Source organism: Corynebacterium mustelae (genome assembly GCF_001020985.1).
Taxonomy (GTDB): domain Bacteria; phylum Actinomycetota; class Actinomycetes; order Mycobacteriales; family Mycobacteriaceae; genus Corynebacterium; species Corynebacterium mustelae.
Genome location: NZ_CP011542.1, coordinates 1,677,234 through 1,699,541 on the forward strand (window position 1 = coordinate 1,677,234; position 22,308 = coordinate 1,699,541).

19 protein-coding genes are annotated in these 22,308 nt (G+C 49.4%); 5 read left to right on the top strand and 14 right to left on the bottom strand.

Annotation, left to right across the window (positions count from 1 at the left end; all coding sequences use genetic code 11):
- Positions 1-64 precede the first annotated feature (64 nt).
- The 5 genes from CMUST_RS07675 to gndA form a co-directional block, all read right to left on the bottom strand.
- Entirely contained in the window at positions 65-928 is an 864-nt protein-coding gene (locus CMUST_RS07675; protein ID WP_047262023.1) for a hypothetical protein, read from the bottom strand.
- Positions 925-1,998, bottom strand: a complete 1,074-nt coding sequence (locus CMUST_RS07680) for a hemolysin family protein (protein ID WP_047262024.1) — start codon at positions 1,996-1,998, stop codon at positions 925-927. Before CMUST_RS07680 ends, CMUST_RS07675 begins: the two co-directional genes overlap by 4 nt.
- Positions 1,998-3,404, bottom strand: coding sequence for a hemolysin family protein (locus CMUST_RS07685; RefSeq protein ID WP_047262025.1), 1,407 nt, complete (start codon positions 3,402-3,404; stop codon positions 1,998-2,000). Before CMUST_RS07685 ends, CMUST_RS07680 begins: the two co-directional genes overlap by 1 nt.
- A gap of 86 nt (positions 3,405-3,490) precedes the next feature.
- Positions 3,491-4,840 (bottom strand): DEAD/DEAH box helicase, encoded by a 1,350-nt coding sequence (locus CMUST_RS07690; RefSeq protein ID WP_047262026.1) that lies wholly within the window; start codon positions 4,838-4,840, stop codon positions 3,491-3,493.
- A gap of 296 nt (positions 4,841-5,136) precedes the next feature.
- Positions 5,137-6,591, bottom strand: a complete 1,455-nt coding sequence (gndA, locus tag CMUST_RS07695) for an NADP-dependent phosphogluconate dehydrogenase (protein WP_047262027.1) — start codon at positions 6,589-6,591, stop codon at positions 5,137-5,139.
- Positions 6,592-6,735: 144 nt separating this feature from the next.
- On the opposite strand from gndA, the gene CMUST_RS07700 reads away from it, so the two are divergent.
- Entirely contained in the window at positions 6,736-7,221 is a 486-nt protein-coding gene (locus tag CMUST_RS07700; RefSeq protein ID WP_236690183.1) for a PaaI family thioesterase, read from the top strand.
- An 80-nt stretch (positions 7,222-7,301) separates the two neighbouring features.
- Here CMUST_RS07700 and CMUST_RS07705 read toward each other — a convergent pair whose 3' ends face one another.
- The gene (locus tag CMUST_RS07705; RefSeq protein WP_052844588.1) at positions 7,302-8,414 is read right to left on the bottom strand and encodes a magnesium and cobalt transport protein CorA; all 1,113 of its coding nucleotides are present in this window, start codon (positions 8,412-8,414) and stop codon (positions 7,302-7,304) included.
- Positions 8,415-8,464: 50 nt separating this feature from the next.
- Here CMUST_RS07705 and CMUST_RS07710 point away from each other — a divergent pair, with 50 nt between their 5' ends.
- Entirely contained in the window at positions 8,465-9,046 is a 582-nt protein-coding gene (locus CMUST_RS07710; protein WP_047262028.1) for a class I SAM-dependent methyltransferase, read from the top strand.
- A 220-nt stretch (positions 9,047-9,266) separates the two neighbouring features.
- Here the strand turns inward: CMUST_RS07710 and CMUST_RS07715 are convergent, their stop codons facing one another.
- A complete protein-coding gene (locus CMUST_RS07715; protein WP_047262029.1) occupies positions 9,267-10,682 on the bottom strand; it encodes an NAD(P)/FAD-dependent oxidoreductase in 1,416 nt (471 codons plus the stop codon).
- 436 nt (positions 10,683-11,118) lie between these two features.
- Here CMUST_RS07715 and CMUST_RS07720 point away from each other — a divergent pair, with 436 nt between their 5' ends.
- Together CMUST_RS07720 and CMUST_RS07725 are read left to right on the top strand one after the other, a co-directional pair.
- Positions 11,119-12,342, top strand: coding sequence for a class I SAM-dependent methyltransferase (locus tag CMUST_RS07720; RefSeq protein ID WP_083987717.1), 1,224 nt, complete (start codon positions 11,119-11,121; stop codon positions 12,340-12,342).
- A 139-nt stretch (positions 12,343-12,481) separates the two neighbouring features.
- Complete coding sequence (locus CMUST_RS07725; RefSeq protein WP_144414151.1) at positions 12,482-12,787, top strand: hypothetical protein; 306 nt, start codon at positions 12,482-12,484, stop codon at positions 12,785-12,787.
- Positions 12,788-13,292: 505 nt separating this feature from the next.
- Here the strand turns inward: CMUST_RS07725 and CMUST_RS07730 are convergent.
- Genes CMUST_RS07730 through CMUST_RS07740 form a run of 3 tightly spaced genes read right to left on the bottom strand, consistent with a single transcriptional unit; the run spans position 13,293 to position 14,523 of the window.
- Positions 13,293-13,481, bottom strand: coding sequence for a hypothetical protein (locus CMUST_RS07730; protein WP_047262032.1), 189 nt, complete (start codon positions 13,479-13,481; stop codon positions 13,293-13,295).
- A 5-nt stretch (positions 13,482-13,486) separates the two neighbouring features.
- A complete protein-coding gene (locus CMUST_RS07735) occupies positions 13,487-14,179 on the bottom strand; it encodes a YceI family protein (RefSeq protein ID WP_047262033.1) in 693 nt (230 codons plus the stop codon).
- Positions 14,180-14,190: 11 nt separating this feature from the next.
- A complete protein-coding gene (locus CMUST_RS07740) occupies positions 14,191-14,523 on the bottom strand; it encodes a hypothetical protein (RefSeq protein ID WP_047263478.1) in 333 nt (110 codons plus the stop codon).
- Positions 14,524-14,803: 280 nt separating this feature from the next.
- Between CMUST_RS07740 and CMUST_RS07745 the strand changes: the two genes are divergently transcribed.
- Positions 14,804-15,208: an RNA polymerase-binding protein RbpA gene (locus CMUST_RS07745; protein ID WP_047262034.1), complete on the top strand. Its 405-nt coding sequence runs from the start codon at positions 14,804-14,806 to the stop codon at positions 15,206-15,208.
- A 128-nt stretch (positions 15,209-15,336) separates the two neighbouring features.
- Here CMUST_RS07745 and CMUST_RS07750 read toward each other — a convergent pair whose 3' ends face one another.
- The 4 genes from CMUST_RS07750 to cobN all read right to left on the bottom strand — a co-directional run bounded on the left by CMUST_RS07750 (position 15,337) and on the right by cobN (position 21,989).
- A complete protein-coding gene (locus tag CMUST_RS07750; protein WP_047262035.1) occupies positions 15,337-16,125 on the bottom strand; it encodes a polyprenol monophosphomannose synthase in 789 nt (262 codons plus the stop codon).
- Positions 16,126-16,139: 14 nt separating this feature from the next.
- Positions 16,140-17,735, bottom strand: a complete 1,596-nt coding sequence (gene lnt / locus CMUST_RS07755) for an apolipoprotein N-acyltransferase (RefSeq protein ID WP_052844589.1) — start codon at positions 17,733-17,735, stop codon at positions 16,140-16,142.
- A gap of 36 nt (positions 17,736-17,771) precedes the next feature.
- On the bottom strand, positions 17,772-18,278 hold the full coding sequence (locus CMUST_RS07760; protein WP_047262036.1) for an FxsA family protein: 507 nt from the start codon (positions 18,276-18,278) through the stop codon (positions 17,772-17,774).
- 75 nt (positions 18,279-18,353) lie between these two features.
- A complete protein-coding gene (cobN, locus tag CMUST_RS07765) occupies positions 18,354-21,989 on the bottom strand; it encodes a cobaltochelatase subunit CobN (protein WP_047262037.1) in 3,636 nt (1,211 codons plus the stop codon).
- Positions 21,990-22,308 lie beyond the last annotated feature (319 nt).

The window sequence follows — 22,308 nt, forward strand, 5'->3', positions numbered from 1 at the left end:
CTAAGGTCCTCTCGTTCAGTGTTTTGGCATTACATGCGCGGTTAATTGTCGTTTCTTTAAAGTTCTAGTGTAGTGCGAAAACGTGGTCGATGGCCGAGACTAGCCGATCGCGAAGCTTCGTTGCATCATAAGATAACGCGCGTTGCCGTTCCACGTATTCTTGTTTTCCCGCTGTAGTCTCTATTGCGACAACGCCTAGCCCAAATTCGCGGCAATCATACGGGGATGCTTCCATGTCTAAAATACGAGCGCGTTGCGCAAGCTCAAATGTATCTAGCCAGAGGGAACCAGCTATTATAGGCCCTAATTTTGCAGCCCACTTATACAGGTCCATTGTGGCATGGACACAACCGCGCTGCTCCGTTTCGGGCTGTTTTTCTCGGCTTAACACGGTTAGATTTAAAGGCCGAGCAGAAGGCGTGAAAAATCGGAAGGCGTCAAAGTGCGTGCATCGCAGTGAATTTTCTTCCACTACTCGCTGGGTATCTATGGCGCCTAATCGAAGTGGAAGTGAGTGGCGAGGAGAGTCTGTTTGATAGACCATCGCCCATTCATGGAGTCCAAAACAATCGAATCGAGCCTGATTCTGTTCAGTTTTGCTAAGTAGATCTCGGATGAAGGTGAGCGTCTGCCGACGCGCATCACGGTAATGATCGATATCGATGCAGGTGTATTGATTCTTGTTGTGATAATATTTCCATCCTGCTTGTTGACTTGCTGTAACAGGGTCGAAAATTGCTACACCTATGCCAGGATGCCAGCGTTCTAAATGTGCTGCACGAATGGGATAGTATTCGAAAAGGAAATCAAAGACCGGATGTTTTTTGCCTGCTTTTCGACGCTCAAGGTGTGCAGCGGTAAAAGATTTAGCCCGAGCAATATGCTCAGATTGCAGTGTTGTCCATTCTGCGGTATCGAGATAGATCATGATTCTGGTGATTGATTTTGCTGGTGAGTCCAGTCGCTAAAAGTTCCTACATATTCCTCAATGAGATCTTCAAGAGTGATCACACCAATCAACGTTCCCCGATCACGCACCTGTGCCATGTGCGCCGAACGTTTGTGGAGTAAATGCAATGCCTCATCAATTGTTCCTGCCGCGTCGACATTGGTCAGAGGCCGGATTTCGGCGCGATGCACAATTGCGTCTGGCGTATTTTCGGCCTTGCCATCAAACCGATCAAGGACGTCTTTGATATGTACGTATCCGAGATAAGACCCGTTTGTCGCCATAACTGGGAATCGAGAAAAGCCTGTTTCAGCAGCGGCAGTTTCGAGATCTGAAAGCAATGGGCCGCGTGTACCAAACGATACTGTTCGTACTTTTTCGATGGGAATCATTACTTCGGTGAGACTGCGATCGACTCGGAGTGCTTTATTTAGCCGTGCGTGTTCTTCTGCATCAAGCAGACCCTCGGATCGCGACTCTGAAATCATTGTCTTCAGTTGGTCTTCATCAACCGTTGAATCAAGCTCATCGCGTTGTTCGATGCCAAAAAGCCGAAGCGTCATACGAGCGATCATATTCATAAAGGAAATGAGTGGACGTGTAACCGTAGTAAATCCCAATAAGGCTGGCGTTAACCACAGAGCCAACGTTTCAGGCCCAGCCAAGGCGATATTTTTTGGAACCATTTCACCGAAAAGAATATGGAGAAACGTTATCAACGCTAAGGCGATGATAAATGAAATAGGGTGTAAAAACTGTTCTGGCAATCCGAAATGGAGAAACGGTCCCTCGATGAAATGAGCGATCGCGGGTTCCGCAACTTTACCCAATATCAGTGAACATATAGTTATGCCGAACTGGCACGCAGCCAACATGATGGAAAGGTGCTCTATCGCATATAGCACACGCTTAGCACCTGGTCGTCCTTGTAAAATAAGGTTATCTATTCGATCCCGGCGCGATGAAATTAATGCAAATTCAGCGGCTACGAAAAATGCGTTTGCAGCTAGTAGGGCGATGATCATCAATACTGTGGTTATGATTCCCATCAGTTGCCCTCAGCTCTCGTAGTTTTAGCGACAATTTCTTTGTATTCTTCTTCGGTTATTGGAGTGATTATAACTTTGTCTACGCGTCGGTCTTCCATGGCGGATACCTTGGCCAGCCATCGACCGCTGAAACCAGAGGTAAATTCCGCTAGGGCTGGATGGTCGGATTCTGGCAATATAACCTCGTCATCCATTGTTGGAATCCTCCCCAACTGGCTCATAACGAGTCCACCTAGGGTTTCGTAAGGCCCATCAGGGGCTATGTAACCAACTTTTTCCGCCAATTCATCTATCCGAACGAGTCCAGATACAGCCCATGACGTACCGAACGGTTCGAAATCTTTGTCCGCGTCCGCGTTATCATGTTCGTCATAGACCTCACCAAGGATTTCTTCGATTACATCTTCGATTGTGATGATTCCTGCGGTTCCACCGTATTCGTCAGCGACAAGAATTACTTGGGAGCCTGCGGATCGTACCGCGTTGAGTACGGCATCGCCGTCTAAGGATTCGGGGACGACCGGGATGCTTCTGGCGATTTCGGATAGCAGGGTAGTACGGCGCTTTTCTGGCGGTAGCTCAAAAGCATCTTTGTAATGAACCACACCTATGGTTTCGTCCAGGTCTCCTCGGACCACAGGGAAACGTGAGTGTCCGGTTTCAATTGCTAACGCTATAAGGTCTAGCACTGTGTCGTCGTGAGACAACGTTTCAATCGTTGACCGGGGCGTCATGAGTTCTTCTGCGGTTGTTTCGCCGAAACGAAGTGACCGATCTAAGAATCGAGCGGTGGTGGCATCAATATCGCCAGATTCGGCGGAGTTGCGCACAAGGGCAGTGAGCTCTTGGGCGCTACGGGCAGTGGCGAGTTCATCAGCTGGTTCAATACCTATCTTGCGAACGAGAGCATTTGCGGAGCGATTGAGTAAATTGATGAACCCCCTAAACACGGAATTGAATACGTGCACGGGGCCTACCACAAATCGTGCGGTGTTCAGTGGGTCAGTGATAGCGATGTTTTTGGGAACAAGTTCTCCAAATACCATGGATAAAAAGGTGGCGATGATCAGCGCGAGGATCAAGGCGATGGTTGTGGTCCAGGTAGCTGACAACCCAGCGTATTCGAGTATTGGTATCAAGAATTTAGCCAGGATTGGCTCAGCCAGAAAACCAGTTGCAAGGGTGGTGATAGTGATGCCTAGTTGTGCGCCGGATAGTACGAACGAAAGATTCTGATAGTCGCGTTTTACTGCGTGAGCAGATTTGTCGTCTCGCTCAGCCACATCTTGATCGATGGTGGCACGCTCTAATCCGGTTAAGGCAAACTCGACAGCAACGAATAAACCAGTGCTTGCGGTGAGCAAAATGAAGCCAAGAAGTGAAGCAACTGAGATAACTATGTCCATTAGTTGTAACCGACAGCCGAGTGAGCTGCTATTTTAAGCCTTTCCTGCGTTTCTAAAGATTCTAGCTGATGACTTGGGTATAGGAATCATCGGTTGCGTTTTTTCTGTGCACCATGCCTGGATACTGAGACGGTTCCGCCCCATGGTTTTTTCTTTTTCCGCGGTTTCGTTTGACGTGGTTGTGCGGCGCTTTTCACTGTATGGGGTTGCGATTTGGAAGTGTTTGTCAACGCGTGGGTCTCGATGGGCTGAAAATCTCCCAGAGTTTTTCCAGATGGTGTCTTCGCGCCGGTAATTTGCTTCAGTCGCGGGGAAAGTGCATGTATATGTAGTACATCCAACGTGACGCCCGCCTTGGTTAGCACTGATTCAACAGCATCCTGTTGATCTGGAAGAAATAGCGTAACGACGCTTCCCGTGCTGCCCGCCCGAGCAGTGCGTCCCGCCCTATGAACGTAGGATTTAGGTTCGACCGGAGGGTCGATGTGCACGACAAGATCAACCGTGGAGATGTCGATTCCTCGGGCAGCAATATCAGTTGCCACTAATACATTAATTTTTCCGTTAGAGAAAGCATCAATGACTGCTGTGCGGCTGGTTTGCCCTTTGTTTCCATGTAATCCGGCTGCATGTATGCCAGCCCTACGCAGCTTCCGCACCCATTTGTCCACCGCATACTTGGTGCGTGTAAACATTATCGTTTGACCTTTTCTGGCGCCGATGTGAAGTACTACCTGGGTTCGGTCATCTTTATTAGTGACGGCAAATTGATAGTGCCTCATAGTGTCTACCGCCGCCTCAGGTGTACTCGTTGAGTGGAGAACCGGATCGGTTAAAAACTCGTCGATAAGCGTGGAGACATCGCCATCAAGTGTCGCTGAAAATAGCAGTCGTTGGCTGGTCGGCGGGGTTTTGCGAAGAATCTTCTGCACCTGTGGCAAAAATCCCATATCCGCCATTTGGTCAGCCTCATCTATAGCGGTGATGGAAACATCACTTAAATCTAGGTGTTTATTATGTATCAGGTCTAGCGTTCGGCCCGGAGTGGCCACCAAAATATCGATTGGTGCCGCAAATTGGCGAACTTGTTTAGAAATGGCGACACCGCCAACGACATCAATAATTCGAAGCCCTTGTGCATGTGCGATGGGGGATAGCCGTTGTTGAACCTGGGTGGCTAATTCCCGGGTTGGTACAAGAATTAGAGCTCGGGGTCGCCCGGGAATCGAATGTCCGTGTTGTGACAGCCGTGCGACCATTGGGATTCCAAAGCACAAGGTTTTTCCGGAACCAGTGGGGGCTCGCCCCAGGATGTCTTTTCCGGAAAGCGCGTCTGGAATGGCAGCAGCTTGAATGGGAAAAGCTTCGTGCATTCCCTCGCCGTTGAGGCTATAAACAATGGAATGGGGTAAACCGAGTTCGGCGAAAGTAGTCATCACGTCTATGCTACACAGCTTGATCCGTACTGCCCTAGTTGGGACAAGTGATTTAAGGTGGCGGTATATTCACGTACTGGAATGAGGTATCTGTGCGCTAGATCTTAAAAAAACAACAGACGTTATTTATCGCGTGACATGTATTTTTAGAATAGAACTGCTGTGAGTTAAGTGATATTTGTTGCATATGGAAAAAGACAGTGCGCGGGTACAACTGTCGATAGTAGCGATCCCGTGCACTGTCAATACACCCGGTTTTCCTCTCAGAAAAGGGAAGTGGGTAACAAGCGATTATTTTATATTTCGATTTCGGTGCGATCCCCGGACCAGAGGGTGTGGAAGGTGCCCTCCTTATCGACGCGTTGATAAGTGTGAGCACCAAAGTAGTCGCGCTGTCCCTGAATCAAAGCGGCCGGAAGCCGAGGAACCCGCAGGCTGTCATAGTATGACAAGGATGAAGCGAATACTGGAATAGGCTGGCCAATATGTGTTGCAATAACGACGATACGGCGCCAGGAATCGATTAGGTCAGCGAGTTCATTCTTGAAGTATGGATCGAGCAGAAGCGTTGGCAGATCTGGGTTGGCGTCGTAAGCTTCCCGAATCCGGTTGAGGAACTTAGCACGAATGATACAGCCACCACGCCAAATGGTCGCCAGATCACGTGGATCAATATTCCAGTTGTATTCCTCAGACCCTGCGTTTATCTCGTCGAAACCCTGGGCGTATGCAACAAGCTTAGAAGCGTACAAAGCTTGGCGTACATCCTCTATGAAAGTTTCACGAGAGATCCCGAGCTCCTCAAGGGTCTGTAGTTTACCTGATGGTAGGTTATCAATGGTTGCGGTGCGTTGAGCGGTGGCGCCAGATAGTGCGCGGGCAAAGACTGCCTCGCCGATGCCGGTAACGGGAATACCTAGATCTAGAGCAGACTTAACAGTCCAACGACCGGTACCCTTTTGACCCGCAGAATCAACAATCACATCAATAAGCGGTGTTCCAGTTTCTGCGTCAACTTGAGCAAGAACTTCGGCCGTAATCCCAATGAGATAGGAGTCTAGGTCACCGGCGTTCCATGTGCGGAATACTTCCGAGATTTCCGCAGGTGTCATGCCTGCGCCGTATCGCAGCAGTTGATAAGCTTCTCCGATGACCTGCATGTCTGCGTATTCAATGCCATTGTGAACCATTTTGACGAAATGTCCAGCCCCATCGGGGCCAATATGGGTTACGCAAGGAACATCGTCAACAACTGCAGCGATAGATTCCAAAAGCGGCCCTAAAGCTTTCCATGACTCCGCTGGGCCACCTGGCATAATCGACGGTCCGTTAAGCGCGCCTTCTTCGCCACCAGAAATCCCAGCACCAACGAAGTTTAGCCCGCGAGCAGAGATTTCTTTCTCGCGACGGATGGTATCAGTGTAGAGGGCATTACCGCCATCAATGATGATGTCTCCCTCCTCCATGGCATCGGCAAGTTGCGAAATGACAGCGTCGGTTGCCGCTCCAGCTTGAACCATAATTATCGCGCGGCGGGGTTTCTCCAGGCTTGCGACGAATTCGTCAATGGTTTGTGCAGGAACGAAGTTGCCTTCGTTACCGTGGTGCTTTATTAGGTCTTCGGTTTTTTCAAAACTACGGTTATATACCGCAACTGTGTGTCCATTACGAGCGAAGTTTCGCGCGAGGTTTGATCCCATTACGGCAAGACCAACGACGCCGATCTGTGCCAGGTTACCTTGTTCAGTCATGTTTTCCTAGTCTACTCACCCCACTCGGAGGGTGGTATTTCTGCCACGAAAAGCCAGCTAGAAACAGGGGTTGAATGTTGAATGCTTAATCAAGAAGATGATCGTCTGTTGGTTTGTTTGTTCAAGAGCAGTAGTGTGGGGCTTATGGCTTCTCATACTGAAATTCCCGATACAACAAGACCATTATTCGAGCTCCTGGCGGGGATGGGCGAGAACGGGTTGCATATGCGGGAATTGGCACAATTAAACGAACTCAATGGTGGCTTTAGTTCCCGGCTAGGCATGCGATTCACAGAAGTAAACAAGGATCTTGTAGCCGCAGAGATGCATGTGACACAAGAACACCTCCAAGTTTCTGGAATCGTTAATGGCGGCGTATTTTGCGCAATTGCGGAATCAGTCGGTTCAGTAATGGGAGTTGTAGCCGCAAAAGGCAAGCTGGTAGTCGGAGTAAACAATGACACTAATTTCATCGCTTCAGTTGCTGCAGGTGTGATCTCAGCGGAGGCTCGAGTCATCCACGGTGGACGTCGTACCCAATTGATTGAGATTGAAATGTTTCATCGGGATCACTTGTGCGCCAAGTCTGCCTTGCGGACAATGGTTATTGAGCCGCCACAAGACCGATAATATTGCGTGAGTTCTTCCGCCAGCTTTTCGATGTTTCAAGTAGTGTCCTGGAAGATTGCGGCGTCGAAAAGCTGCTAGGGCTATAACCAGTTCCATTTTTTGAAAAACCACCACATGCCAGCGACGATAAGGACCATGATACCCAGAACAATAAAATACCCATACTGGGTTTGAAGTTCTGGCATGTGTTGAAAATTCATCCCATAAATCCCGGCAATTAACGTCGGAACCGCTGCCATTCCGACAAATGCTGATATTGCGCGCATATCCTCATTTTGTTGTAGGGTAACTTTCGCAACGGCAGCACTAATCAAATCGGTAAGCCTCTCGTCAAACCCCCGGATGGTGTCCTTTGCGATGATCTCATGGTCGAGAACATCGCGAAAGTACCGTCGGATGTGCTTGTTCAGTAGCTGGGAATCATTGGAAAGAATCAAACGTAACGCTGGATCCAGCGGATCAATGGCGTGCCGCATCTCCAGGATTTCTCGCTTTAGTAGGTAAATCTGCTCCACATTAAAGCGCGAGTTTGGTGTGAATACTTCTTCTTCAAGTGCATCAACATCATCGGATAATTCCGCAGCAATTTTGATGTAATCGTCTACGATCCAGTCGGTTATCGCCCACGCAACTGACATCGGTCCAGCTTGATTAACCAAGGTGGATTGCCCTGCACGTAGTGCTAACCGGTCCGAAATATCAGGTAGGGTAGTGCCGTGCCGGATGGTTATGATGAAGTTTTTCCCAACAACCATTTGCACTTCACCAGTTTCGATCACCTGCCGGGATTGCTGAACTGAATTTTGACGGCGATCAAAATCTAAGTAACGCACACTTCGTGCCACCAGAAACAACTGGTCATCATATTGTTCAACTTTTGGGCGTTGTCGTGCAACAACCGCATCTTCGATGATCAAGGGGTGCACACCAAAAGCTTGTGCAGCGTCATGCATTTGTTGCACGGAGGGCTCATTTAGGCTTAACCAAACAAAACCCCGCGATGAATCAGACTCATGGCGTGCTTGAAGTTCACCCAATCTGCTGTGCAATAGGCCCAAAGCGGAGTCAACCTTAATCTCACCTGGAATCCGCACTCCATCAATATACAAGCGACAATGATCCACGAAACCTGAAGCCTGCTCTTTGGGCGGCTGTGGCTGATTTTCCAAGCGGTCTGTGTTGCTAACTGTCATAGTAAAATACGCAATTTCTAGTTCTGAGTATCTGGTTTAGACTAAAGGACATGCCTACGTGGAACGAACTCATCGCTGCCAATCCTGCACACTCTATCAATTACGCAAATCGTTGGCGACGCTTCGAGGAAAATGGTGATGACATCTACGGAGAAGCGCGTCTCATTGATGCGATCGCTGCGCGCGGATCAGTCATCGTCGACGCAGGATGTGGTCAGGGCCGATTAACCGGCTATTTGGGTAAACAAGGGCACCACGTGATCGGGACCGATCTTGACCCAATTTTGATCGATATAGCGCGGGCTGAGAATCCTGATCTCGACTTTCATGTCGGCGACCTGTGTAAAGATCCATTACCAGTTTCTGACGCTGACATTGTGTTCAGTGCTGGAAACGTCATGGGTTTTCTCCCAGCTGAGGGCAGAAGGGACGCCCTAAACCATATATTCCGCGCACTTAAGCCCGGTGGTCGAGCCATTATCGGATACGGTGCTGGGCGCGGCTGGGATTTTGGGGATTTTCTCGACCTTGCAACTGATGTTGGATTGACGTTAGAACATAAGTTTTCGTCATGGGAACTCGCCCCGTTTGCCGATGAATCAGATTTTTTGGTGGCATTTTTCCGAAAATAATTGGCTTAGTCAATTGCGGGGACAAGAAGTGCACATGTTGCCAATTTTTCATCTACCTAAGTGTAGATTGATGCCCCTCGCAGCGGACAAAGCACGTGTGAACAGCGGAAAAATATAACGCCATGGAGCCGGAAGTAGATATAGATATAGGCAAAGCCGTGTGCAATCACCTAGGTTTTTTAAATCCAAGGAGAAAACACACGGCAGCGACTACAGCCTACTACTTAGTGGACTTGCCACCGCTAAAACGCTCAGTGTCGAGTAACTCGATTGGTTTTTCTTCATCATGAGTAATCCGATCCGACAGCTTCTCAATCGCTGTGCGTGCATGTAGTTGTTGGCGAGTAACCGCCAAGTGCCACCGTTTCCGAGAAATTGCGTTGATGCCCCATGAAACGAGTGCCGTGAATCGGTTGCGGAAACCTACCAAGAACATGACATGAACTACTAGCCATAATAACCATCCGATAAAGCCGGTGATCTCCACATTTCCCATCTTCACTACAGCGTTAAAGCGGGAAATCGTCGCCATGGATCCCTTGTCGTAGTACTCAAAGGGTTCACGCTCGTCTGCAGAGCGGCCAGCAGCTTCAGCAGCGATCTGCTCTGCAACATACTCACCACCTTGGATTGCGACCTGTGCAACTCCTGGAAGATTTTGGTAGTTCATCATGTCGCCAATGACAAACAAGTTTTTGTCATCACCTACACTAAGATCAGGATTTACGTGAACTCGACCAGCCCGATCAAGTTCCACACCAGTCTGGTCTGCAATGAGCTTGCCAAGCGGGGAAGCAGCGACACCAGCGGACCAAATCTTGCAGAATGACTCGATGGTGTGTTCCGAATCATCCACGGTGGATTTGTAGGAAACAGAATTTTCAGTCACATCGGTCACGATGGAATTGAGTTTGACCGTGACACCAATTTTTTCGAGGGAGCGTTGTGCGTTGCGGCCCAATCGCTTTCCGAAGGGCGGCAATACCTGGGGTGCCCCATCAAGCAGAATAATCTTAGCGTTAGCTGGATTACATCGGCGGAATGATCCGGCGAGGGTACGGTGCGCCATTTCTGCCACCTGTCCAGCAAGTTCAACACCAGTTGGGCCTGCGCCCACAATAACGAATGTTAAGAGTCGTTCACGTTCAATTGGATCATCGCAAAGTTCTGCTCGTTCAAAAGCGCCTAGAATCCGGGCCCGTAGCTCCAGAGCGTCATCGATGGTCTTCATGCCAGGCGCATATTTAGCAAAGTGGTCATTGCCGAAATATGACTGTCCGGCACCGGCGGCCACGATTAATGAATCGTAGGAAATAAGTTTGGTTAAGTGGCCCAATTGAATAGAGACCGTCCGGCCTTTGGTGTCGATATCGACTACCTCGGCCTTCATAACCTCGACATTATCCTGTTGGCTCAAGATTTGACGGGTGGACGGGGCGATTTCTCCGGAGGCAAGAATGCCGGTGGCCACTTGGTAAAGCAAGGGTTGGAACAAGTGGTGGTTGGTACGGTCGATCAATGTAATATCAACATCTGCATCTTTTAGGTTGTGGACAGCGAACAGCCCACCGAAACCTGATCCAATAACAACCACGTGGTGCCGACCGCCTTCAGGGCGGAATGGGGTTTCAGACATGAATGTGTTTTCTCCTACTGCTTGAGTACCGTCGCTCAAGAACTAAACGATAGCTACCACCCTATCAAGAGTGTGATTTTTAACATGGTAGCGCCAAACTGGTGGTAACACATAGTCTTGCAATGTACGAAACCAAAAAACCGGCCGGATGAACCGCATAAAGTATGTGGGAATCAGCTGAGCTAAAACTTAAAATGTGGGAGTATTCAGCTATTTCCTTCGATTAAAAACTTAACCATGTCGAATCTATGGGGGTAGCTCGGTGTGGCGTCTGAAGCCAGTGTGAATGCGACCATACACTGTGAGTTGGCAAAAACCAGAGTTTGACGAGAGAAAATAAGGAGTGTTTGTGTCGTCACTTGCGCCGCACATACCTGATTACCTCAGCAGTGTTGACCCACAGCAGTGGCCGGGGGTAGCTACGGTTCCGGGTGGAATGCTGAACGCAGCAAAAGCTCGGCGTGCAGAAGCGGAGTTTGCGGTTGTTTGTGAAAAAGCTGATATTCGTTTGGCTGGAGATGAACCTGATCTCCGAATCCTTCGGGAGGAGCTTTTTAAACGGATAGCGAAATCTGGTTGGTTGGGTCTTGCTGAAGGTTACATGGCAGGAGAGTGGGAAAGCGGGCAATTGGTTGAAGTGCTGGCTAAACTGCTGGAGGCTGGCTATTGTCCGCGAACCTCTCGCACCCATATTCGTGAGCTGGCGGGGCAGTATAGCGGTCTGGAATTGCCTCAAGATTTGATCCAGCTGTTTAGCGGGAACGGGATGAGTTATCACGGTCCGATTTTTTCTTCAGGCGTACCAACCACACAACGAAACCAATATAAAAGTTACGTGCCAGGTGCCGGGAAGGGCAGGGAACCGGCTAGCCATTTTGTGGATGTAACCGAGCTTGAGGAGCCAACACTTGTGGAACGCGTTGACTTTTCCGACGCGCAGTTACGGGCTGCCGCACAGCTATTAGAATCGGCTCGGGTTTCGGCGGGTACACACGTTGCTGATTTTCCGAGTTCGGGTCCGCTAGTGCCAATTATCGCGGCACATAACGCGGCAGTAGCTGATGTCTACACGGCTGACGTGGATCATGCGAACTGGCTGCAGGAGGTTTTTCAAAAGGCGAAAGTTAATTTGGACATCCATATCAATGTCACCGATGGGGTTTTTCCGGAGCTACGGCGGTTATCTCGGATGTATGACGCGATTACCAGCGTCGAAAAGCTCGAAACGATGCCATTGGAAACACAACGTCATTATGTGTCGGCGTTAGATAGGATGCTTGTGCCGTATGGCTTCGTTTCGATGCAGACGGTGGTTAAAACACTTAACTATACTGAGGCAAGTGAGCGTGCGCTTGACGTCCTTCGAGCATACGTGTGGCCTGGATTGACCATGTCCTCGCCGGAGGACTTGCACCGGCTTTTCGACGCCAATAGCAATCTACGGATTGTCGCCCAGAAGTGTTTTGGAAAGCATTATAATCATGGGTTGCAGATGCAGCGCGAGCTGTTCGAAGGGAATATGCGGGAAGCTGCTGCTGATGGCTTCGACGTAACTTTTCGACGGTTATGGGTGTTCCAACTGGCATTGCGGGAAGCCTTGTTCCGACTGGAAATGATTGATGCGGTACAGTTAACGATAACGACCCGGCAACGGCGATAATTGTAGTTAGGATGCAATGAAAAAGCCCGTATTACCGCCTGTAAATAGTCAATTTCTTAAACTTTGTCGAGAGTATGTAGCAATAACGCGGCCTGAAGATGTTGCGGACTATGATTACATCGCGAATGTCGATCTCAGTATGGCACCTGACATTGATTGGGACAGGCTTTCTGTTGCGGTTATCGAGCTCAATGAGTCAGGCTTGGTTTATTTTTGGAACGCAGCGAAATGGTATTACCGTAATCAGCCAATGAAACAAGAAGACATTGCGGATTTTCTTAGCAGTGCAATCGAATCTATTACGTTGACGGCTATCGATCCGGAGCAATTGGATCGGGAGTTTCTTTTTCAGCTCCGCAATGATTGGTCGGCGGGGGATGTACACGAGCGTTATGATCGAGAAGTTGGAGTCTTAAGTAGGTGGCTTGGGGAACTAACTCGATAAATCTTACTTGACATAATGTACATTATCGGAGATTTTCTAGCGGGGATTTTTGTGTTATCGGTTGAGATTCTTTTCCGACCTATGGCTGTTTAAGGTTTTCGTATATCACTTATGGTCGGTTCGTTGGTTGGCTGAATGTGCATTTCAATGCCATAGGTGTTTGAGTCGCAACCATGATGTTTCACTTGCGCGTGATTCTGTGGCGCTGTGCGATGTGTGGAAACGTAAATCGTGCCTCCGTTCACCCGATTGTGCGGCTACCGGCCGGATGGATCATTCGACTTGCGGGTGTGTCGAAAAGTTAAGCATGGCGCTTTGAGTCTGTCTCTGGGTAGGCGATTTGAAATATGTTCTTGGCTAAAATCTTTAACCGAGTGATTTGTTACATAATTGACCTTCCTAGCCCGCCCAAATCCTCCATCCTCCGGTCGGGATATTTACGTCACTGTGACTAAAATGGTGCGGTCTAATTGCGAATTGTTTCGCTAATAAAAAGTCGCCAGCTTTAGTTTTGATCCTGCTCTTCGGAAAGTCGATTACGGTACGCCGAGAAGATTTGAAATCCTGTCAGTAGTGCCAATCCGATTCCGACAACCGCCAAAATGGTGATTGATTGATAAAACGCAAAAACAGTAAATCCCAGTACGATAACAAGCCGAATCCATAAAAAAGGAAGCATTCGTTCAGCAAGCATGAGTGTTAGTCCTTCATCATGGTGATCAGAATATTTAACTCGCCATCTTCGGCAATTTTCGCTGCAACAAATTCCGGAGTTTCAACGCCAAAATCAAGACGATTGATCGGGATCGTCGTGCTTAGCGTGAGTTTATTACCATCACGCAATACTTTGTATTGCGAGGTTACAGTATTTGTTTTGCCTTTGATCGTCAGATCGCCAGTGACTGTGACCTCAGCAACCGTGGCGTCATCCGGTATGTTCGACAAATCAACGTTTTCCGTGACTTCAAAGTTTGCTGATGGATAGGAATCAGTTTCAAAAATCTTTTGACGCACATTGATGTCCCGTCGCTCCGTGTCTGTGCTCAACGATGTCATATCGACTTCAATGCGACCCGAAGTTAATGTGGCATCGGATATAGTTGCGTTTCCGCGAATGCCCCGAGTTGAGCCTGACGTGGTTCGCGCATCTGATGGCAGCAATTCTTTAAACGTGAAACCCACTGAAGAGATATTGGGAGCATCGCCATAAACCACTTTCCAGGCACCATCAATTTCAGTCGTTGCTGCTGTGGCGTTACGCGGATCAAGCTCACCAGTTTTGACGCCGGGACCTTGGAAAACCGGAATCAATACGGTCGCAACTGCAAAAGTAGCTAATAAAATCACTGCGGCTACGGTGCCGATAATTAATGGTTTACGTTTTCTGTCCATTTGAAGCACACTCACCTTATTCTGAGCTTTTCAATACTACGTGCTAGTTCCACCAGTTCATCGCATAGTGGAGCTAACTCGTCCGCGGACGCCCCGTCGGTGAGCGCTGTCCTAATATCTTCAGCTGCACACCGTAATTCAAACAATGAATCTTGGAGGCGATCCACCTTTTCGGGCTGGATTATGACAGCAGATGCGGGAATGCCGGTGCCGTGAACCGCATTTCGTTGTTCATAGGCCCGTTGGCGACACGACTGGCTACAAAACTTTCGTGGCCGCCCCCGTCCAACATCGCCGAGCTCCGAACCACACCACTGACATGTGGGTTGGCGTTTAACTGTCATTGCCACTAGTTTAGTCTTTTTTCGGCCAGACCCAAGTTTCACTTAAGTCGGATACAATCTTTCAACGGTTTGATTCCCCCTTTTATGGTGGGCATTACCCCAAAAATACTCATTGGTTAGCGGTTGATATACCCATTCCTAATCCGCTCGGGAACCAAAGTCATCGATTATGCGTTATAATCAATGTCTTTATGGGAGTTGTGGGCTTGCGCTAACGTGAAAATAGCGTATCTGTGCAACAACTTTCGGCAACTTAAGCAATGAAAGGAATGGTCAGCACATGGCAGATCGCGTTCTCCGGGGTTCCCGCATGGGTGCCGTTAGCTACGAAACCGACCGCGACCACGATCTCGCACCGCGACAGATGGTGCGATATCGGACTGAAACGGGTGAAATCTATGAGGTTCCATTCGCTGAAGATGCTGAGATTCCTGGTGAATGGCTATGTAAAAACGGTCAGATCGGTATCCTGGTGGAAGGCGAAGGCATTGAAACCAAACCGGCGAAGCCACCCCGGACTCACTGGGATATGTTGCGGGAACGTCGCAGCATTGAAGAGCTAGATATCCTTTTGGAAGAACGTATTGAACAATTGCGCAAACGGCGTCGTAACGCAGCCCGACTTCTGAAGCAGCAACAGGAAGAAGAGGCGGCAGCCGCAGCTGCTGCCTCTGAAAAAAAGTAAATCAGCTGCAAAAATACGCCATGAACGGTTAAGGGAGCTAAGGGTTCTGAATGGAATTCCTTAGCTCCCTTAATCGTTGATGTTTTTCCTAGCTCGGTTGAGAAGAATTCTGCTAGGTTGTTTTAGGATCATAGGTAGTGCTTCTTACGCCATTTTTTGATTGCATGTTTTGCCATGCCGCCAAATTCGGTTTTTAGATCCTTGATCTGCATACTTCTATGCTTAATACCCCATTTGGTTACCTCAAGCAATGAATCCTTAACAAATGATCCGTCGAGCTTCGATTCACCGATTTCACGTTCTGTGAAGGTGATTGGTACTTCCCGCACATCAAAACCGGCCTTTACTACACGAAACGCCATGTCGACTTGGAATATGTAGCCAGCATTGGAGAGCTCATCTAAATCAATGGCTTCTAAAACTTCGCGTCGAAATGCGCGGTAGCCTGCTGTCATATCAGATAGTCCGGCGCCCAATGCGAGTGAAATATAAATATTTCCCCCCTTGGACAAAATCCAGCGATTCTTTGGCCAATTGACAACTTTCCCGCCAGGAACGTAACGCGAACCGATAACTAGGTCGGCTCCCCGTCCGATTTCGTCAAGTAGTAAGTGAAGCTGTTCAGGAGCATGGGAACCATCAGCATCCATTTCGCACAAGACATCATAGTCCCGGTCCAAGCCCCACCGGAACCCTGCTACATAGGCACCGCAAAGACCACCTTTGCCTTCTCGGTGTAAAACATGAATGTTTGCGTCATTTTTCGCTAACTCATCGGCAGCCTTACCCGTTCCATCGGGACTATTATCATCGACGATGAGAATATCGACCTTAGGGGCTGCTGACCGAACCCGACCGGTTATCAATGGGAGGTTTTCCAGTTCGTTATATGTTGGGATGATGACCAGTGTTTTCATAAGGCGATAAACTCCTAGCGGTTTTTCTTCTTCGCAGTAGACGATGTGGATTGAGAAGGTGATTTCCGGTTTGGCTTCGTCGCCGAAGCCGGTGCGGCAGATGTGTTATTAAACCGCCACAGTGCAAAGATCATTGCCAACCACCCAATGATAACCAACGTGTATTCAATTGTAGAACCGTATCGCACTGCAATCGTTGAACTGTTACGCAACGGCAACGTTTCAATCAAAGTTTTAGCTTCAAAGATCCCGGTATGCTGGGTAACCGTGCCGTCAGGTTGAACAATGGCGGATACCCCCGAAGTCGCTGCAACTACCACTGCCCTATCAACTTCGATCGCGCGCATACGGCTCATAGCAAGCTGCTGGTACGTCATATCAGAGAAGTTAAAGGTTGCATTGTTTGTGGGGGTAGTCAGGATTTGTGCATCAGCTCTAACTGCATCGCGTGCGGCCGCGTCGAAGGCCACCTCGTAGCACGTGGCAATCCCGACTGTGACTGCCGTTCCAGATGTTGCGGCTCGCATTCGCACAATTCCTGTGCCATTTCCTGGTTGGAAATTTCCTGCTAAGTCAACTTTTTCCGAAAATAAACGGAAGAACTTTCGCATCGGCATGTATTCCCCAAATGGCTGGAGAAACTTTTTGTGGTGAAACTCCCCTGGTCCGGTTTCCGGGTCAAATACAACCATAGTATTGCGGGGCCCTACTTCGTCATGGGTAATGGTTCCTACCAAAACTGGGGCGCTAGCGGCAGCTACCGCTTGGCTTATCAATTCCTTTGCCTCTACATCTGAAAACGGATTCACATCTGAGGAGTTCTCGGGCCATATAACTAAATCAACCGGTTCACGTTCTTTTAGTTTTGAGGTCTCTGCTACATGGTTGGCCAAGACAGCGCGCCGTTGGGCGTTAAATTCCAACCCTAACCGCGGTACGTTACCCTGAATCGCCGCTACAGACACCTCGCCGATGCTTTTCGACGACCCCATTGTTACAGTAGTCCAAGCTGTTCCGGCAGCGATAATAAGAAAACAAACCACAATGATGGTCATGTGACGTCGAAAAGCAATCGTGTACGACCCGGTGGCTAAAACGACAGTGACGAACGTTACCAATGCTGGCCCACCGATACTTGCCAAATTAGCTAAAGGACTGCCCACTTGCCCCCAAGCCAAACGCACCCAGGCGAATCCACCAAAGGGAAAATGTGAACGCAGCCACTCCACCGCCAGGTATAAAAATGCAAACCACAACCAGGGGTAAGGCACTCGCTGTAATGCTGCCGCACCGACCCCAAGGATAATGCCGTAAAGGGAGAGAAAAACTGCCAACGATATGTATGGGAAGTTTCCGACAAACTCACCGATCCACGGCAATAGCAACATATACAGTACGAAACAATGGCTAGCTGCTATGGCTGCGCCTAACCGCAACGAAACGTATTGCCCTTTAATCGGTGAAAATCCAGCATATAAGACAGCGACTCCGACTACGCCAGCCACACTGAAACCTTGTGGCTGGTAGGAGGCGTAGACCAAGACACCGGATAGCAATGCTAGGCATATTCGTATAAGTGCATGCATATTACGCGCGCGGATACTCAACATTAATTACGACACTTCCATCAGCACTGATATTGCTGGCTATTTGGAAAAATCTTCCGGCTTAACGTCTTTTGTCCAATCCCGAATTTCCTGTTCATCTATAACAATCGGATTCGATTGGTTACTACCTGTGCCAAAACTGCCGTAAGAAGTGCGTTGGCGATAGGTGTTTGTCATCTCAAAACTACGGATGCCTAGGTTCTCAATGCTATGACGCATTTTGCGTGCCAATACTGTGCGTACAACCGCACGTGTTGGAGGAAAAATAAATAGCAAACCCACAACGCTTGACGCGAAACCAGGCAATGCTAACAACACCGCTCCCGCCGCAACAAGTCCGAAATTTCCTGCAATCTTAGCCGAATTTGTTGACGTCTTGTTCAATTGGGCAGAGATCCGCCGCATTTCCCACGCGGCAACGATAATGCCGATGAAAAACACCACAAAGAGACCGACAAGAGCTTTCCCGACGCCTAACCATGAAGCCACAGCATAAAAACTCAGTGCTTCAATAAAAAAATATGGGATAGCAAAGATTAACGGCATGCCTTAACGATACCGTCCCAGCAGTAAAAAGACATTATCGCTGGGACGGATGATCGCTCAAGGCGTAAATACTTTTTAATTCTCCGAGCGGCCCTCCACATTCCCTTCCATTTCAAGGAACGTAGAACGCAAAGTTTCTAGCGCCTCTGCGGATGGGTTTTCCCAAAGATTTCGATCGGCAGCTTCCAACAGTCGCTCTGAAATATCACGCAACGCCCATGGGTTAGATTGTTCAAAGAACTGACGGTTAACCTCGTCTTTAACGTATGTATCCGTTAGGGTTTCGTACATCCAATCTTCCATGAGCCCTGTCGTGGCGTCATAGCCGAAGAGATAATCAACTGTGGCAGACATTTCGAATGCGCCTTTATAGCCATGATTTCGCATGGCTTCGATCCAGCGCGGATTCACCACGCGCGCACGGAATACCCGCCTTGATTCTTCATGCAGCGTTCGGGTTTTAACAGTTTCCTGACGGGTGGAATCACCAATATAAGCTTCGGGGTCTTTACCGGTAAGGGCGCGTACGGTGGCGACCATTCCACCATGGAATTGGAAATAGTCGTCAGAATCTGCGATGTCATGTTCTTTCGAGTCTACGTTTTTCGCTGCCACCTGGATTCGCCGATATGCGGTGCGCATATCATCGGCCGCTTCAACACCATCAAGGTTGCGTCCGTAGGCATAGCCACCCCACGTGGTATATACCTCAGCAAGATCTTTGTCGTCTCGCCAATTCCCAGATTCGATCAACTGCAATAAACCAGCCCCATAGGTACCCGGCTTAGATCCGAATATGCGGCGCACATGGGACTTGGGGCTTTCGTGCTTGTCGACGCGTGCATGGGCTGCGACATAGTTAAGCTCATCAGGTTCATCGAGATTGGCAACAAGCTGTACAGCATCGTCAAGCAATGCGAGTACATGTGGGAAGGCGTCTCGGAAAAATCCAGATATCCGGACGGTAGTATCAATACGAGGTCGTCCCAGTTCTTCCAACGAGATGATTTCAAGATCTATGACTCGTCGCGAAGCTTCATCCCACACGGGTCGTACGCCAAGCAGAGCAAAAACTTCTGCGATGTCATCCCCTGAGGTTCGCATGGCAGAGGTTCCCCACACGGACAGCCCCACAGACTTCGGATAGTCACCATGCTCCTCCCGGTACCGGGTGACCAGCGATTCAGCAAGTAGCTGGCCCGTTTCCCACGCAAGACGCGATGGCAGAGATTTTGGATCGACCGAGTAGAAATTTCTGCCAGTTGGCAGCACGTTGACCAAGCCGCGCATCGGGGAACCGGAGGGACCTGCCTCAATGAAACGACCGTCCAATGCGCGCAGGATTTGGTCAATTTCCCGACTGGTTTCCGCCAACCGCGGGATGATTTCGTTGCAAGCGAATGTAAGAAGCGTGGTCAACTCATCTCTATCTGCATCCGCTGGCAAGTAATCAGCTGCCGCGACAATTTCTAGCACTGCGTTTTGATCCCAGTCACGGTTTTCCAAGCTGGTTAGAAGCTGTTGTGCTATGCCTTCTATCTGATCAACTCGGTTTCGGGTTTCATCGCCGGACTCAGAAAGACCTAGAGTTTCCCGCAGGCCCGGTACTGCTGTCTCACCGCCCCAAAGCTGTCGGGCCCGCAGCATCGCCAGAACAAGCTCCACCCGCACATCACCGCTGACAGTTTCGCCTAAGATGTGAAGCCCACCCCGGATAGCCACGTCTTTGATTTCGCACAGCCAGCCGTCGATTTCCATCATTTTGTCATCAAAGGCATCTTCGTCAGGCCGTTCGGCCCAGCCAAGATCACGGTCCATTTTTGCGGCTTGAAGCAGCGTCCAAATTTCTTGACGAATGGCAGGTAATTTAGCCGGATCCATCGCAGAGATTGTTGCATGCTCGTCAAGAAGCTGCTCAAGACGGGTGATGTCGCCGTAGGATTCGGCACGTGCCATTGGCGGAATCATATGGTCAACAAGCGTGGCATGAGCGCGTCGTTTCGCCTGGGTCCCCTCACCTGGGTCATTAACAAGGAAAGGATAAACCAGTGGCAGTTCATTGATCGCCTGATCCGGATAGCATTCCGAAGAAAGCCCAGCATTTTTTCCAGGCAACCATTCCATATTTCCGTGTTTACCCATGTGAACGATAGCGTCAGCACCAAATACTTCCCTGATCCAAAAATATGTACCCAGGTAATGGTGGTTTGCTGGCAGGTCGGGGTCATGATAAATGCCCACCGGGTTTTCGCCGAAGCCCCGCGGAGGTTGCACCATGACAACGACGTTTCCGAAGGTCAAACCCGCAATATAAAGTTCATTGGTTTTTGGATTGACGTAATGGGTACCTGGGGCCTTATCCCAGTGTTCCTCCATTTCAGCCTGCATCCCCTCAGGCAAGGATTGGAAAAACTGTTGGTAAGTAGCGGCAGACAGTTTCAGCGGATTGGAAGATAGCACCTCTTCGGTTAGCCATTCAGGGTCATGCCCACCTGCAGCGATGACAGCGTGCATTAGGGCATCGCCGTCAAGTTCGCCAGCAAGACTGAAACCTGGAATCTGATCGATATCACCAAGATCGTAACCTGCGCCATGAAGCGCGCGTAGTACCCGTAACGTTGACAATGGGGTGTCCAAGCCGACTGCGTTTCCGATCCGAGCGTGTTTCGTCGGATAAGCCGAAAGCATAAGGACGATTTTCTTGTCGGAAGCCGGGATGTGCCGCAGTCTAGCGTGGCGGTAAGCAATACCAGCTAGTCGGCGGCATCGATCGTGGTCTGGGACGTAGCAGATAAGCCCGTCGGCATCGTATTCTTTGAACGAAAACGGCACGGTGATCAGGCGACCATCAAATTCCGGAACCGCGATCTGTGAAGCTACATCGACTGGATTGAGGCCTTCATCTGATTCTTCCCATTCGGCACGGGAATTGGTTAGCGCGAGGCCTTGAATAATAGGGATATCCAGGGCCGCTAATTGAGCAACATCCCATGCCTCGTCATCACCACCAGCTTGAGCGGTGGCTGGTTTTGATCCCCCTGCGGCCAAAACTGTAGTGATCAAAACATCACAAGTGCCTAGTTCAGTAAGCAACTCTGGTGGGGCCTGCCGCAGTGACGCCGCGAAAATGGGTACGGCGGTGGCACCTCGTTTAAAGATTGCATCAGCAAGAGCGTGAATGTAGTGGGTATTTCCTGCCAGATGTTGAGCGCGATAGTAAATTATACCAATGCGGGGCGCCTCCGGATCTGCCTGCCATGTTGGATCGACACCGTCGCGCTGCAAATGTCCCCAGATCGGCATGTGGGCCGGTTCTTCAAAACCTAGGCCGGTGAGAAGAAGGGTGTCGGATAGGAAATTATGGAGATTGACCAGATTATCCCTGCCGCCCTCAGCTAGGTAAGTATGTGCGGTTGTTACAACTCCAGCTGGCGGTGTAGAAAGTTCGGTGAGTTCGGCATCGACAGCCAATTCACCGGAGACCACGACAACATGAGTGCCAGAAGCTAAAAGTGCTTCTATCCCCCACTCCCATGCTCGTTTTCCACCAAGAAGGCGGACGACAAAAATGTCCGTTGTTGAAATGAGTTTGTTGAGTGAATCTTCATTAAGGAAATTTGGATTTGCGTATTGGTACTGAACATCGGCCATTTCTGCTGCTTTTTGGGCAGAAAGCAAATCAGTGTCTGAGGTAGACAGCAAAGTTATCATGTATGTTGGTTCCTTTCCAAGCCTAAAGTGACGCGCCTTAGTGCAAGGGCCAAGACAAAAGTGTGTAACTGGCATGCAGAAAATCCGCACCTGGTGTTGAGTTTTTTAGAAGCTGCACCATAAGCAGTGGTCTGACTGTAACAGTGGCGCGACCGCCCGGAATTGCACCGGATTCACCATTTACAATGCAATAGACTTACCTTAACTCATACCCTGGGGAAGTTAAGCGTTTAATGCGATTATGTTTTACCCGCCGCTGCGTCACAGGACGGGAACGAGTGTTTCTGCTTGGACTTGGCTTGGAAGCTACAGCTTCTAG

What these genes read in the sequence shown, in the direction of transcription:
- CMUST_RS07710 (WP_047262028.1), top strand. Translation starts at nt 8,465, where the DNA reads ATGCCTACGTGGAACGAACTCATCGCTGCCAATCCTGCACACTCTATC.
- CMUST_RS07715 (WP_047262029.1), bottom strand. Translation starts at nt 10,682, where the DNA reads ATGTCTGAAACCCCATTCCGCCCTGAAGGCGGTCGGCACCACGTGGTT.
- CMUST_RS07740 (WP_047263478.1), bottom strand. Translation starts at nt 14,523, where the DNA reads ATGACAGTTAAACGCCAACCCACATGTCAGTGGTGTGGTTCGGAGCTC.
- cobN (WP_047262037.1), bottom strand. Translation starts at nt 21,989, where the DNA reads ATGATAACTTTGCTGTCTACCTCAGACACTGATTTGCTTTCTGCCCAA.
- CMUST_RS07760 (WP_047262036.1), bottom strand. Translation starts at nt 18,278, where the DNA reads ATGCCGTTAATCTTTGCTATCCCATATTTTTTTATTGAAGCACTGAGT.
- CMUST_RS07675 (WP_047262023.1), bottom strand. Translation starts at nt 928, where the DNA reads ATGATCTATCTCGATACCGCAGAATGGACAACACTGCAATCTGAGCAT.
- CMUST_RS07685 (WP_047262025.1), bottom strand. Translation starts at nt 3,404, where the DNA reads ATGGACATAGTTATCTCAGTTGCTTCACTTCTTGGCTTCATTTTGCTC.
- lnt (WP_052844589.1), bottom strand. Translation starts at nt 17,735, where the DNA reads ATGTTGAGTATCCGCGCGCGTAATATGCATGCACTTATACGAATATGC.
- CMUST_RS07750 (WP_047262035.1), bottom strand. Translation starts at nt 16,125, where the DNA reads ATGAAAACACTGGTCATCATCCCAACATATAACGAACTGGAAAACCTC.
- CMUST_RS07745 (WP_047262034.1), top strand. Translation starts at nt 14,804, where the DNA reads ATGGCAGATCGCGTTCTCCGGGGTTCCCGCATGGGTGCCGTTAGCTAC.
- CMUST_RS07680 (WP_047262024.1), bottom strand. Translation starts at nt 1,998, where the DNA reads ATGGGAATCATAACCACAGTATTGATGATCATCGCCCTACTAGCTGCA.
- CMUST_RS07705 (WP_052844588.1), bottom strand. Translation starts at nt 8,414, where the DNA reads ATGACAGTTAGCAACACAGACCGCTTGGAAAATCAGCCACAGCCGCCC.
- CMUST_RS07690 (WP_047262026.1), bottom strand. Translation starts at nt 4,840, where the DNA reads ATGACTACTTTCGCCGAACTCGGTTTACCCCATTCCATTGTTTATAGC.
- CMUST_RS07735 (WP_047262033.1), bottom strand. Translation starts at nt 14,179, where the DNA reads ATGGACAGAAAACGTAAACCATTAATTATCGGCACCGTAGCCGCAGTG.
- gndA (WP_047262027.1), bottom strand. Translation starts at nt 6,591, where the DNA reads ATGACTGAACAAGGTAACCTGGCACAGATCGGCGTCGTTGGTCTTGCC.
- CMUST_RS07700 (WP_236690183.1), top strand. Translation starts at nt 6,736, where the DNA reads ATGGCTTCTCATACTGAAATTCCCGATACAACAAGACCATTATTCGAG.
- CMUST_RS07725 (WP_144414151.1), top strand. Translation starts at nt 12,482, where the DNA reads ATGGCACCTGACATTGATTGGGACAGGCTTTCTGTTGCGGTTATCGAG.
- CMUST_RS07720 (WP_083987717.1), top strand. Translation starts at nt 11,119, where the DNA reads ATGCTGAACGCAGCAAAAGCTCGGCGTGCAGAAGCGGAGTTTGCGGTT.
- CMUST_RS07730 (WP_047262032.1), bottom strand. Translation starts at nt 13,481, where the DNA reads ATGCTTGCTGAACGAATGCTTCCTTTTTTATGGATTCGGCTTGTTATC.